Origin of the sequence: Streptomyces sp. ID05-26A (assembly GCF_033794685.1) — a bacterium.
Lineage (GTDB): Bacteria > Actinomycetota > Actinomycetes > Mycobacteriales > Pseudonocardiaceae > Lentzea.
Genome location: NZ_JARAYZ010000005.1, coordinates 473,901 through 486,262 on the forward strand (window position 1 = coordinate 473,901; position 12,362 = coordinate 486,262).

Here is a 12,362-nt window from a genome sequence, read left to right on the forward strand (position 1 = left end):
CATGACACGCGGGTGCCATATGCGCGCCTTTTGGGTGCCACGGTGGCGGGGAGGTTCGGATGACCGGGACGACGTTGACGGAGACACCGGCACGCACGGTGCTCGAAGAACGGATCAAGACCGGTCTGAAGATGACCTACGAGGAATTCGTGGAGCATGCGATGGACTTTGCGCGCACTCACGATGAGCCAGGCACGCTCAGCGTGCGGCACCTACTGAGGTTGGTCGCTGGAGTCCGGAAGGACGGAACGCCGCTGGGATCGATGCGCCCGGCAAACGCTCGGCTACTGGAACGCATCTTCGACCTGCCGATCTCTCAACTGCTCTCGCCGCCCGAACGAACCGCCCGGCAAGCCGACAGCCACCCGTTGCGGGTCGCAATCGCGGTGGTGTTGAGAGGGTCTGAAGTTCTCGTTGTTCGCCGCCGCGGAGACGATCTTGGAACGACCTCGTGGCAGTTTCCGGCCGGAATGGTCAAGCCGGGCGCTGCTCCGGAAACGATCGCCGTGCGCGAGACGCTCAGCGAGACCGATGTTCATTGCGTTGTGCGCGGGGGACTCGGGACGCGGCTGCATCCGGCTACGCGGGTCCTGTGCGACTACGTGCTGTGTGACTACGTCGCCGGCGTCGCGAAGAACGTGGACGACTTCGAGAACGCCGACGTCATGTGGGTGGACAAGTCCAGCTTGGTCGGGCTCATCCCCGCCGAACGCATCTATCGGCCGGTGTTGAAGGCGCTGGACCTGTAACTGCCTTACTTGCCCGCGCGCTTGCTCTTCAGGCTGACCACGTTCGCGAAGCTCGACTCACTCAGCGGGGCCACGACCGCGCGCTTTCCTCGGCTCGCTGTGACGAGCCCTGCGGCCTTCAGTTCGGCAACTGCGCGGTTCGCGGTTCCTGCCGCCACGTTGTAGCGCTGACAGAGTTCGACCACCGTCGGAAGGTTGTCACCTGGCTTCAGCGCGCCGCACACGATCGCGCCACGCAAGTCAGCGGCGATCTGCTGGTAAGGGCCGCGAATTTCGGGCTCCACGGTCGTGGTGGCCGAACCGTCCACGTCGATGGTCACGGGAACGGTCGGCATCCTGCCTCGAAGATTTCCAGCCGCGCGCTGGTCCGCTTCCGAGACCCAGGCTGAGTAGACCTTCAATGTCGTGGCACCGCCGCCACCATGCCCTAGGCGTCCAGCCACGGTTCGTGGGTCCACACCCGCGCCGATGAGTTCGGTGGCCGAGTAGTGCCGCAGTGAGTGGAGATCGGTGTCAATGTCCAGCTTGTCGCAGAGCCGGGAGTACCGCTGCGACACGGTGTCCGGCTTCCAGTAGGTGCTGTGGTCGACCGAGTTCGAGAAGATCCGGCCGTCACGCTCGATCGTCTGGGCGAACTCCTTCGCGCTTTCCTCGCAGCGCTGGCGATACGCGCGGAGCAACGCCACCGTTTCCTGGTCCAGTGCGATTCGGCGTTGCTGGTGCGTCTTGGTGTCCTTCTCCCAGGTCTCCTTACCTTCCTGGCCGATGCTCGTCTTGATCTGAAGCACCGCCCGGTCCAGATCGAGGAGGCTCCATCGAAGCGCGCACATCTCTCCGCGACGTGCACCCGTGACCATCGTGAGCCAGACGAACACGCCCCACGTGAAATCGCGGAACGCCGCGTTGAGGACGGCGGCCGCTTCCTCGGGCTCGGGCGGGTGAGGGTTAGGCGTGGGCGTCGGAGGCGCTTCTGCCTGGTCCAGCGGATTCACCCGGAGCCAGTCCCACTTGACGGCTCGCTTCAACGCGCCACCGAGGATCGAGTGAATCTGCCGAATGGTCGAGACGCTTAGGCCTTCGCAGCTATGCGGCCTGCACTTCTCGTTGCACGCATGGTCCCGTTTGGTTCGGTGCTCGATGAACTTTCCCTTGCCGCCGCAGTGAGCGCTGCAAGCGCGCAACGTCGCATAGAACGAGTCGATCGTGTGAGCGTCCAGCTTCGCGACCTTCACATGCCCGATCAGGGGCTTGATGTGGTTTCGGATCTTCGACTCGTATCCGAGGCGCGTGCTCTTGTCGACGTTGATTTTCTCCAGGTAGTCGTCCATGAGCTTGTCCACGGTCGCGCTCGTTCGCGGACCACGCTGCTCGTCCACCTGATTGAGAAACCTCGTGCGTACCCGCTCCGCTTCCTTAGCGAGCTCGGGGTGGGTGGACGGGATGGTTTCCGTGAGGAAGTGCTTCTTGCCCGTCAGAGCGTCTCTCCCGGCGTAGACGCGCACCTTCAGCGAGCCGCTGGGGAGCGGGAGGATCTCGCCCCGCTGCTGGGGCTTGGAGGGGGTCTTCCGAGGGCTCATGGAGCCAGGGTACGACCCTGAGGCTCCACGTTTGGCTCCACGAAAGAGGGTTAAGATCAAGAACGAAAGTGGCCGCTGACCTGTCTATGCAGGTCAGCGGCCATGTTTTCCAGCGCCCCTGGCAGGATTCGAACCTGCGACCTCGGGATTAGAAGTCCCTCGCTCTCTCCACTGAGCTACAGAGGCTGGAGGGGTGCGAAAGTGACCACGAGACGTGGCCACCGGTGCCCCCACCGGACACATCGTCCGGAGTCGATCGACTGTTTCCGCCCTACGACCAAACGGGTGATAAAATCCGTCTAAACGTGATGCGGATCACGTTCGTGGGGCCGTTGAGGCTCTCTCCACGAGGGAAACGCCGAGTCTCGTGGGCCGAGGCGGTCTCCCGCCGGCCAGTAACTTCAGTGCCAGTTCGCCGGCTCGGCGGCCCTTGTCGGCCAGGGGTTGACGCACGGTAGTCAACGGCGGGTCGCTGTAGGTCGCTTCGGGGACGTCGTCGAAGCCGACGACCGAAATGTCTCCCGGGACGGTCAACGTCAGGTCGCGCGCCGCTTGGAGGGCTCCGAAGGCCAGTTGGTCCGACGTGCACAGCAGAGCGCTCGGGCGGGGCGTGCGGGTGAGTAGCCACCGCGCGCCTAGTCGTCCGAGTTCGCGATCACTGCCGCGGGCCTCCCACACCGGAACATTGTCCGGTTCCACCCCGCCTTTTTCCAAAGTGTCGAGGTAGCCGCCCAGGCGGTCCCGGCTCACGCGGAACGGCACGGCCGAACGGCGCTCGTGCGAGACCGGTCCGGATACTCCGTCCGGGTGCAGTGCGAACGTCAGGATGCCGAACCGCAGGTGTCCCAGTGTCAAGAGGTGTGACGCGGCGGCGGACGCGCCGGTGTAGTCCTGCACCTCCACGCGCGCCGAGTCCGGCAGGACCGGCTGGTCGATCACCACGAGGGGCAGGCCGCGGGCTGCGACGGCGTCCAGGGCCGGGGCCGAGTCGGGCAGTGAGTAGGCGACCATCACGTCTGCCTGTGCGCGCGACACGATCGATGGGCGCGGACCGCCCGTGGAGTCCCCTGGCATCAGCACGAGGCTGTGGTCGTGGCCGTCGACGGTCGAGGCCAGGCCGTCGAGCACGATCGACAGCGCCGGATCCGAGAACGCGCCGGACAGGCCCTGCGGCAGCATGAAACCCACGGCGGCGGACGAGCGGGTCGCGAGCGATCGGGCGACCGGGTCCGGGCCCGCGTAGCCCAGGGAGCGCGCCGTATCGAGGATGCGTTCTCGCAACGACGACGACAGCTGGTCCGGCCGGTTGTACGCGTTCGACACCGTTGCCCTGGAGACCCCAACGGCCGCGGCGACGGTGTCCAGCGTCGGCCTGCGTCGGCGGTCGGAGTCCACGGACGCATCGTATGCGAGAGATCGCGCCTCGCCCGCTAGCGCTGCTGAAGCGCTTCAGTCATGCTGGAGCGCATGTCCCCACGGCTGGCCACGTTCGTCGTCTTCCTCTTGAACGGCGCAGTCTTCGGCACCTGGGCCTCCCGCGTGCCCGCGCTTGCCGAGCAGATCGGCGCGGAGGTGGGCAGCCTCGGCCTGGCGTTGCTCGGTGCCAGTGTCGGGCTGGCGTTCACGGCGCCGTTGGCGGCACGGATCTGTGCGCTCTACGGATCGCGTGGGGTCCTGATAGCGAGTTCTCTCCTCAGTCCGCTGCTTCTGCCCGTGCTTGCGTTATCGCGGTCACCGCTGCAGTTCGGACTGACGCTCGTCGCACTGGGAGCGAGCATCGCGGCGATGGACGTGTCGATGAACATGGCTGCGGTTGTCGTCGTTCGCGCGTTGCAACGGCCGTTGATGCCGCAGTTCCACGCGGGCTTCAGCGTGGGCGGGCTCATCGGGTCGTTGGGTAGCGCCGCCGCCGCTCAGGCGCACTGGATGCCCATGAAGCACTTCCTGCTGGCGGCGTTCGCAGGTCTCTTGGTGACCGCGCTCATCGCGAAGAGCATCCCCGGAGGAGTAGGGGAGCGTCATAGGGAAGAAGTCGCTGAACGCGCGCCCGTGCTCAAGAGTCCTGTCCTCTGGCTGTTGGCGAGCATCGCGCTGTGCAGCGCCATCGCGGAAGGGGCGGCGGCGGACTGGTCGGCGTTGTTCATGGTGCGTGAGCGTGGAATGGGTGACGCGGCGGGTGCTTACGCCTATGCCGTCTTCTCGGTGACGATGGCGCTCGCACGGTGGTTCGGCGAACCGATCCAACGCCGCCTGGGCCCGCACCGCCTGCTCGCCACAGGGGGAGGCCTGGCCGCGACGGGCCTGGCGCTCGCGGTCGCGGTGCCCCACCCGGCGGCGGGCTACCTCGGGTTCGGCCTGGCCGGGCTGGGTCTCGCGTTCTCGTTCCCCGTGGTCATGGACCTCGCGAGCGAGACGGGCAAACGCGCGGACGGCAGTGGTGGCGAACGTCAACTCGGACTGGTGACGACCATCGCCTACACCGGATTTCTCGCGGGGCCGCCGATCGTGGGCGGGCTCGCGCACGTCAGCTCTCTCGTGGTCTCGCTCGGGTTCGTGGCGCTCGTCACGGCGCTGATCATCCCGACGACCCTGCTGGCCAGGCGGGCCGCTAGGCAGGCGGCATCCGTTTGAGCGCCTCCAGGGTGAGCGGCTCCAGCGCCTTTCTCGCCGTGCTCTCGGTGGCGGCACCGGGAATGCCGAGGGCGACCAGCAACGACTCCCCGCGCGTCACGGCGATGGTGGCCGAGCACACCAGGTCCTGGTCCGCGGCCGGCCTGGTGCAGCTGAGCCACGTGGCGTGCTTCGAGGTCTCGACCTCACGGCCCTCCTGCTGCGACTTCTTCGACTCGTCGAACGACCGGTAGGGGACCGCCACCAGCACGTACGGACCCTCCTTGAGCGTGAAGAGGCACGAGTTCGCCAGTTCGGTGCGCGGCACGGGCTTGAACTTGAGCGTGCCGAGGGGCTTGAGGTCCTTCTCCGTCACCAGGGCGCACGGGTCGACTCCCGCGGTCTTGCGCGCCGTCGCGATCGCGAGCGGGGGCAGCGGTGCCGCGATGGGTTCGCCCTGGATGGAGTACGTGCAGCCGGTCAGCGAGAGCAGCACGAGCAGGAGAAGGGGAGAACGTCTCACACGGCGCAACACTAGAGGGTCGTAGGCTCCGGGGCGTGCCAATCGAACGCTCCACCAGAACGGGTTTGGTGCCCCTCGTCGTCATCGGCTTCGCGGTGGCCTCGCTCGCCGCCGTCGCGCTGAGCTCGATCGAGAGCAACCCTCCGGCAGGGCTGCTGATCGTGCGCGTGCTGACCGAGACGGGAGCGGTGGTGACCATCGGCTCGTTGTTGTTGGCGGCGTTCCTCGTGCCACCGCAGAAGTCCGGCACTCTCGCAGCGGACGGCTACGCAGCGATGCGCACCGCTGGGTGGTTCGCGCTCGTGTGGCTCGTGGGTGCACTGCTGTCGGTGCCGTTCAACACAGCGGCCGCGATCGACCGTCCGGTGAGCTCGTTCACCTTCAGCCAGATGGTCGCGACGGCGATGCTGCTGGAGCAGTCGAAGGCATGGATGCTGACGGCGATCATCGTGGCGTTGCTCGCGCTGGGCTGCCGTCTGGTGCTGTCGTGGGGATGGACGACTGTCCTGCTGTTCGGTGCCATCTTCGCGTTGGTTCCGGTTGCGGTCACGGGACATTCGTCGTCCGGTGGCTCGCACGACATGGCGACGAACAGCCTGTTGTTCCACCTTGTCGCCGCAGTGCTGTGGGTGGGCGGCTTGATCGCGTTGCTCGCGCACGGCAGGCGTGGTGGCGCGCACCTCCCGCTCGCCGCGGCGCGGTTCTCGAAGATCGCGCTGGTCTGCTGGATCGTGATGGCCGTCTCGGGCGTGGTGAACGCCCTGGTGCGCATCACGCCGATCGACCTCGTGACGTCCACTTACGGCTGGCTGACGCTCGGCAAGCTCGCGTGCCTGCTGCTGCTCGGCGTGTTCGGCTACTTCCAGCGCGAACGTGGCGTGAAGGGCGTGGCCGACGGCAAGCCGCACGCGTTGCTGAAGCTCGCCGGCGTCGAGATCCTGCTGATGATGTTCACCATCGGCCTGGCCGTGGCGCTGGCCCGCACGCCCCCTCCCGGTGGCAGCAGCGAACTGCCCAGCCGTACCGAGATCGCGATCGGGTACGACCTCGACGGACCGCCGACGCTCGCGGCCATCCTGTTCGACTGGCGCTTCGACCTGATCTTCGGCACCGCGGCCCTGGCCCTGGCCCTGCTCTACGTTCTGGGCGTGCGCAGGCTCACCCAGCGCGGCGACAAGTGGCCGGTGGGCCGCACCGTCGCGTGGCTGTGCGGGTGTTTCTCGCTGCTGTTCGCGACGTCGTCGGGCATGGGCCGGTACTCGCCGGCGATGTTCAGCGTCCACATGGAAGCGCACATGGTGCTGTCCATGCTGACGCCGATCCTGTTTGTCCTGGGTGGACCGGTCACGCTGGCGTTGCGCGCGTTGCCGGTCAACAAGGAGGTGCCGGGTCCGCGAGAGTGGGTGCTGGCCTTCGTGCACTCACCGGTCGCACGGCTGCTGACGAACCCGTTCGTGGCGCTGGCTCTGTTCGTCGGCTCCTTCTACGCCCTGTACTTCTCGGGGCTCTTCGAGGCCGCGCTGCCGTTCCACTGGGCGCACCTCGCGATGAACGCGCACTTCATCCTCGCGGGCTACGTCTTCTACTGGCCTGTGATCGGCGTGGACCCGTCACCGAACAAGCTGCCGCCGCTCGGTCGGCTGGGACTGTTGTTCGCTTCGATCCCGTTCCACGCGTTCTTCGGCGTCATCCTGATGAGCTCCGCGACGGTCATCGGTGAGCAGTTCTACCGCGGCCTGGCGTTGCCGTGGGTGCAGAACCTGTTGGAGGACCAGCGTCTCGGCGGTGGCATCGCGTGGGCGGCGGGGGAGATCCCGTTGCTCGTGGTCATGGTCGCCCTGCTCACGCAGTGGGCGCGGCAGGACGGCCGGGACGCGAAGCGGTACGACCGCAAGGCCGACGCCGATGGGGACGCCGACCTCGAGGCCTACAACGCGATGCTGCGGAAGATCTCCGAGAAGGGTTAGACCGACAGGGGCCTGCGGAAGCCGCGGACCGCGAAGAACGCGCCGATCGCCGCGATCACACCGCTCGTGACCAGCGCGCCGGCCACTCCCGTGACGGGGTGGGCGAGCGCGAGGCTGCGGGCGGCGTCGACCGCGTAGGTCAGCGGGTTGACCTTCGCGATCGCCTGCAACCAGCCCGGCAGGCCGTTGATCGGCACGAACGCGCTGGACGCGAACATCAGCGGGAACATCGCCAGGAAGCCCACGGTCTGCATGAGTTCGGCCTTGCGCACCCAGGCGGCGATCGCGATGAACACCCAGCTCAGCGCCCATCCGACGACCAGCGCCAGACCCAGCGCGGCGAGGGTGCCGAGCATGCCGCCGTCCGGGCGGAAGCCGAACACCAGGATGCCGAACGCGATCATCAGCACCAGCTGGAACGCGGTGCGGACGGCGTCGGACAGGTTGCGTGCCAACAGAACCGTGCTCGGTCGGATGGGCAGCGAACGGAACCGTGCGAGCACACCGTTCGACATGTCCTGCACGAGACCGATGCCGGACGCGAGAGAGGACTGCATCGCCGTGTTCACGAGGATCGCCGGCAGCAGGTAGTTGATGTAACTCATGCCCGGTGGGAAGTTCGCCGTCGACGTGATGCTGCCGAAGATCTGGCTGAACAGCGTCAGCATGATCAACGGCTGCAGGATGCTGAAGAAGACGAGTGCGGGCGTGCGCAGCAGTGCGCGCAGTGAACGGCCCGTCAGGACCAGGACTTGCGTCGGGTAGCTGCTGCCGTGCCAGGTCAGAGTCGCCATGATTTCCCCCTAGTTCGCGGCGAGCGTGAGGTAGACGTCGTCCAAGGTGGGCTCCTTGAGGCCGATTTCGTGCGCCTCCAAGCCGTTGTCGTCCAACGCGCGCACGACCGTCGCAAGGTCGCGTGACGCGCTGACGGGGGTCGTGAGCGTGAGGCCTTCCGCGACGGGGTGGAGCCCCACGGAGTTGACGGCCTTCAACGCGAGGTCCACTTCGGACACCGAGTCGAGCGTGACGGTGACCGTGCGCTGGCCGACCTGGGCCTTGAGCTCGGCGCTCGTGCCGGACGCGACGACCTTCCCGTGGGACAGCACGGTGATCTGGTCGGCGAGCCGGTCGGCCTCGTCCAGGTACTGGGTCGTGAGCAGCACGGTCGTGCCGTCCGCGACGAGCTTCTCGACGATCTCCCACATCGAGAGGCGGCTGGCCGGGTCGAGGCCGGTGGTCGGCTCGTCCAGGAACAGCACCTCGGGGTTGCCGACCAGCGACGCGGCCAGGTCGAGACGCCGCCGCATGCCGCCGGAGTAGGTCTTGGCGTTGCGCTTGGCGGCGTCGGTGAGGTCGAACTGCTCCAGCAGGTCGTCCGCGCGCCGATGGGCCTGCCCGCGGCTGGCGCCGAGCAGACGGGCGATCAGGACGAGGTTGTCGTGGCCGCTGAGCTGCTCGTCGACGGCGGCGAACTGGCCGGTCAGGCCGATGCGGCTGCGGACCTCGTGGCTCTGCTTCACGACGTCGAACCCCGCGACCCGCGCGGTGCCGCTGGACGGCGGCAGCATCGTGGTGAGGAGGTTGACCAGCGTGGTCTTGCCGGCGCCGTTGTGGCCGAGAAGACCGAGGACGGTGCCCTTCTTCGCGGTGACGCTCACGCCGTCGAGCGCGTTCACGTCGCCGAACTTCTTGCTCACCTCGTGGGCTTCGATCATGAGCTCACTCATTTTGTCTCCCCCTTGAGCGCGCCGTGCAGGAACAGTTCGACGATGGCGCCGGGTTCGGCCTCGGTCTGGCCGAAACCCGAGCCCATGCGGTTCGTGAAGACCGCGCCGAGCAACATCCGCCCGGCGAGGTCGGGGCTGACGCGCAGGTCGGCGTCACCGAAGAGACCGGCGACCGCCTCGGACAGCTGCTGCATGCCGATCGGTGGGCCCTTGTGCTTCTTGTGGTCCTCGTCGCGCGGGTGGTAGCCGGACTCGCGCAGTGCGCCGATGACGCCCCACATGCGGTCGAGGTAGCCGCTGAACGTCGCGACGCCCGCGGTGAGCCGCTCTTCGAGAGGCACGTCCGCCGGGATCGCCGCGAGGCGTGCGACCTCCTCGTCGGAGTGCAGCGCGCGTTGGATGCACGCGTCGAGCAACTCCGCCTTGTCCTTGAAGACGCGGAACACGGTGCCTTCCGCGATCCCGGCCGCGGCGGCGATCTGGCTGGTGGTGACGTTCGCGCCGGCCTTCACGACGAGCGGCAGCGCGGCCTGGACGATCGCTTCACGGCGATCTTCCGGGCTCATCGCGGGGGCGCGGCGGCGGCGAGGTTCCTCTGACACGTCCGCAACTGTATGAGTGAGTCCTCACTCATGTCAATGAGTGGGCGCTCACTCACTCGGATTCGGTTGAGTGCCGCCCTAGCACGTACCCCCGACAATTCCGGGGTTCGTGGCCGTTCAAGATCTCGACCTGTCAACAACCCGCGAGTTGTCCACAGATCCTCCGCCGCCCCGTCCCGGCCACCCGCCTCCGGAGCAACCTGGACCACGACCCCGCGACCTGGAGGCGAGCCCGATGTCCTGGAATTCCACCGTGATCACCGTTGTTGGCACTGTCGTCAGCGACATCACGTACAAGCACGGCGAGGACGGCAGGACGAACGCGTTCTTCCGCGTCACCTCGACCGAGCGCCGGTACAACACGGCGCTGGGCGAATGGGAGGACGGCGAGACCCTGTGGCTCGGCGTCTCGTGCTGGCGCAAGCTGGCCGACAGCGTGAAGACCACGCTGTCCAAGGGCGATCCCGTCATCCTCCAGGGCAAGTTGCGGATCCGCACCTACGAGAAGGACGACCTGAAACGGCAGGCGTTCAACATCGACGCGTCACACGTCGGGCTGGACTTGAGCCGGGTGCAGTCACTGGGCTCCGTCCCCGTCGTTGAACCGCGGTCCGCCGAAGATGCGGCCGAGGAGCCCATTCCGTTCTAGGCGTCTTGAGCCGTTCGGGGCAAACGAGAGCCGTACTTCGGGGAACCCACCCGATCGTGCACCGTGCGCCGGACAAGATGTACCTACTGCGAACCACGAAGAAGGAGGGAAGCTCGTAGATCGGAGCCGCTGAGGACCGATCGCCGAGGGTCGTTCACGTTCGAATGGAACGGGCTGGTCACCGAGTCGCGTGACGCTCGTTCCAGGGGTGGGCGGCCGCTTGTCGGCGACCGAGGTCAGGAGCCTCTGGGCACCGCTCTACGATCGCCGCCATGGCCGAGTTCATCTACACCATGAAAAAGGTGCGCAAGGCGCACGGTGACAAGGTCATCCTCGATGACGTCACGATCATGTTCTACCCCGGCGCGAAGATCGGTGTGGTCGGTCCCAACGGCGCCGGCAAGTCGAGCGTGCTCAAGATCATGGCGGGGTTGGACACGCCCGGCAACGGTGAGGCCTACCTCGCCCCCGGCTACACGGTGGGCATCCTGCAGCAGGAGCCGCCGCTCAACGAGGAGAAGACCGTCCTCGGCAACGTCCAGGAGGGCCTGGGCGAGATCAAGGTGAAGCTGGACCGCTTCAACGAGATCGCCGAGTTGATGGCGACCGACTACTCCGACGAGCTGATGGAGGAGATGGGCAAGCTCCAGGAGGAGCTCGACCACGCGAACGCGTGGGACATCGACTCGCAGCTCGACCAGGCGATGGACGCTCTGCGGTGCCCGCCGCCGGACGCCGACGTCACCAAGCTCTCCGGTGGTGAGCGCCGCCGTGTCGCGCTGTGCAAGCTGCTGCTGAGCAAGCCCGACCTGCTGCTGCTCGACGAGCCCACCAACCACCTGGACGCGGAGAGCGTGCTGTGGCTGGAGCAGCACCTCGCGCAGTACACCGGCGCTGTGCTCGCCGTGACCCACGACAGGTACTTCCTGGACAACCTGGCCGAGTGGATCCTCGAGATCGACCGTGGCAAGACCCACCCCTACGAGGGCAACTACTCCACGTACCTGGAGAAGAAGGCCGAGCGTCTCGCGATCTCGGGCAAGAAGGACCAGAAGCTGCAGAAGCGCCTCAAGGACGAGCTGGAGTGGGTGCGCTCCGGCGCCAAGGCCCGCCAGGCCAAGTCCAAGGCGCGTCTCGACCGCTACGAGGAGATGGCGGCCGAGGCGGAGAAGACCCGCAAGCTCGACTTCGAGGAGATCCAGATCCCGCCGGGCCCGCGTCTGGGCAACGTCGTGGTCGAGGTCGACAAGCTGAAGAAGGGCTTCGGCGACCGGGTCCTGATCGACGGGCTGTCGTTCACGTTGCCGCGCAACGGCATCGTCGGCGTCATCGGCCCGAACGGTGTCGGCAAGACGACGCTGTTCAAGACCATCGTCGGTCTCGAGAAGCCCGACGACGGTGGCGTGAAGGTCGGCGAGACGGTGCTGCTGTCCTACGTCGACCAGAACCGCGGCGGCATCGACCCGAAGAAGAACGTGTGGGAGGTCGTGTCCGGCGGACTCGACTACATCCACGTCGGCAACGTCGAGATGCCGTCCCGCGCGTACGTCAGCGCGTTCGGCTTCAAGGGCCCGGACCAGCAGAAGCCCGCGGGTGTGCTGTCCGGTGGTGAGCGCAACCGCCTCAACCTCGCGCTCACGCTCAAGCTCGGCGGCAACCTGATCCTGCTGGACGAGCCGACGAACGACCTGGACGTCGAGACCCTCGGTTCGCTGGAGAACGCTCTCGAGCAGTTCCCCGGCTGCGCCGTGGTCATCTCCCACGACCGGTGGTTCCTCGACCGCGTCGCCACGCACATCCTCGCGTGGGAGGGCACGGACGAGGACCCGTCCAAGTGGTACTGGTTCGAGGGCAACTTCGAGGGCTACGAGAAGAACAAGCTCGAGCGCCTGGGTGCCGACGCCGCGAGGCCGCACCGAGTCACGTACCGCAAGCTGACACGGGACTGAGAGGGCAAC

11 protein-coding genes and 1 tRNA gene are annotated in these 12,362 nt (G+C 66.9%); 5 read left to right on the forward strand and 7 right to left on the reverse strand.

Features of this window, described 5'->3' with window-relative positions:
- Positions 1 to 59: 59 nt before the first annotated feature.
- Entirely contained in the window at positions 60 to 749 is a 690-nt protein-coding gene (locus tag PV646_RS36915; protein WP_500346944.1) for an NUDIX hydrolase, read from the forward strand.
- 5 nt (positions 750 to 754) lie between these two features.
- Here PV646_RS36915 and PV646_RS36920 read toward each other — a convergent pair whose 3' ends face one another.
- The 3 genes from PV646_RS36920 to PV646_RS36930 all read right to left on the reverse strand — a co-directional run bounded on the left by PV646_RS36920 (position 755) and on the right by PV646_RS36930 (position 3,721).
- On the reverse strand, positions 755 to 2,326 hold the full coding sequence (locus PV646_RS36920; protein WP_500346945.1) for a tyrosine-type recombinase/integrase: 1,572 nt from the start codon (positions 2,324 to 2,326) through the stop codon (positions 755 to 757).
- A gap of 113 nt (positions 2,327 to 2,439) precedes the next feature.
- Positions 2,440 to 2,512: transfer RNA gene (locus tag PV646_RS36925), tRNA-Arg, on the reverse strand.
- Positions 2,513 to 2,641: 129 nt separating this feature from the next.
- The gene (locus PV646_RS36930) at positions 2,642 to 3,721 is read right to left on the reverse strand and encodes a LacI family DNA-binding transcriptional regulator (protein WP_500346946.1); all 1,080 of its coding nucleotides are present in this window, start codon (positions 3,719 to 3,721) and stop codon (positions 2,642 to 2,644) included.
- A gap of 72 nt (positions 3,722 to 3,793) precedes the next feature.
- On the opposite strand from PV646_RS36930, the gene PV646_RS36935 reads away from it, so the two are divergent.
- Positions 3,794 to 4,957, forward strand: a complete 1,164-nt coding sequence (locus PV646_RS36935) for an MFS transporter (RefSeq protein WP_500346947.1) — start codon at positions 3,794 to 3,796, stop codon at positions 4,955 to 4,957.
- Here the strand turns inward: PV646_RS36935 and PV646_RS36940 are convergent.
- Complete coding sequence (locus PV646_RS36940) at positions 4,935 to 5,459, reverse strand: hypothetical protein (protein WP_500346948.1); 525 nt, start codon at positions 5,457 to 5,459, stop codon at positions 4,935 to 4,937. The two genes, PV646_RS36935 and PV646_RS36940, sit on opposite strands and share 23 nt — an antisense overlap.
- Before the next feature lie 35 nt (positions 5,460 to 5,494).
- Here PV646_RS36940 and PV646_RS36945 point away from each other — a divergent pair, with 35 nt between their 5' ends.
- Positions 5,495 to 7,426, forward strand: coding sequence for a bifunctional copper resistance protein CopD/cytochrome c oxidase assembly protein (locus PV646_RS36945; RefSeq protein ID WP_500346949.1), 1,932 nt, complete (start codon positions 5,495 to 5,497; stop codon positions 7,424 to 7,426).
- Here the strand turns inward: PV646_RS36945 and PV646_RS36950 are convergent.
- From PV646_RS36950 to PV646_RS36960, 3 genes are read right to left on the reverse strand one after another with little or no spacing between them, the layout of a single operon-like run.
- Positions 7,423 to 8,220 (reverse strand): ABC transporter permease, encoded by a 798-nt coding sequence (locus tag PV646_RS36950; RefSeq protein WP_500346950.1) that lies wholly within the window; start codon positions 8,218 to 8,220, stop codon positions 7,423 to 7,425. The two genes, PV646_RS36945 and PV646_RS36950, sit on opposite strands and share 4 nt — an antisense overlap.
- Before the next feature lie 9 nt (positions 8,221 to 8,229).
- Complete coding sequence (locus PV646_RS36955) at positions 8,230 to 9,153, reverse strand: ATP-binding cassette domain-containing protein (protein ID WP_500346951.1); 924 nt, start codon at positions 9,151 to 9,153, stop codon at positions 8,230 to 8,232.
- Positions 9,150 to 9,755, reverse strand: a complete 606-nt coding sequence (locus tag PV646_RS36960; protein ID WP_500346952.1) for a TetR/AcrR family transcriptional regulator — start codon at positions 9,753 to 9,755, stop codon at positions 9,150 to 9,152. Before PV646_RS36960 ends, PV646_RS36955 begins: the two co-directional genes overlap by 4 nt.
- Positions 9,756 to 10,008: 253 nt before the next feature.
- Between PV646_RS36960 and ssb the strand changes: the two genes are divergently transcribed.
- Together ssb and ettA are read left to right on the forward strand one after the other, a co-directional pair.
- On the forward strand, positions 10,009 to 10,404 hold the full coding sequence (gene ssb, locus PV646_RS36965) for a single-stranded DNA-binding protein (protein ID WP_500346953.1): 396 nt from the start codon (positions 10,009 to 10,011) through the stop codon (positions 10,402 to 10,404).
- A gap of 272 nt (positions 10,405 to 10,676) precedes the next feature.
- Complete coding sequence (gene ettA / locus PV646_RS36970; protein ID WP_093605757.1) at positions 10,677 to 12,353, forward strand: energy-dependent translational throttle protein EttA; 1,677 nt, start codon at positions 10,677 to 10,679, stop codon at positions 12,351 to 12,353.
- The last annotated feature ends 9 nt before the right edge of the window (positions 12,354 to 12,362 follow it).

Coding starts and splice junctions, on each gene's coding strand:
- PV646_RS36915 (WP_500346944.1), top strand. CDS start 60: ATGACCGGGACGACGTTGACGGAGACACCGGCACGCACGGTGCTCGAA.
- ettA (WP_093605757.1), top strand. CDS start 10,677: ATGGCCGAGTTCATCTACACCATGAAAAAGGTGCGCAAGGCGCACGGT.
- PV646_RS36950 (WP_500346950.1), bottom strand. CDS start 8,220: ATGGCGACTCTGACCTGGCACGGCAGCAGCTACCCGACGCAAGTCCTG.
- PV646_RS36955 (WP_500346951.1), bottom strand. CDS start 9,153: ATGAGTGAGCTCATGATCGAAGCCCACGAGGTGAGCAAGAAGTTCGGC.
- PV646_RS36920 (WP_500346945.1), bottom strand. CDS start 2,326: ATGAGCCCTCGGAAGACCCCCTCCAAGCCCCAGCAGCGGGGCGAGATC.
- PV646_RS36935 (WP_500346947.1), top strand. CDS start 3,794: ATGTCCCCACGGCTGGCCACGTTCGTCGTCTTCCTCTTGAACGGCGCA.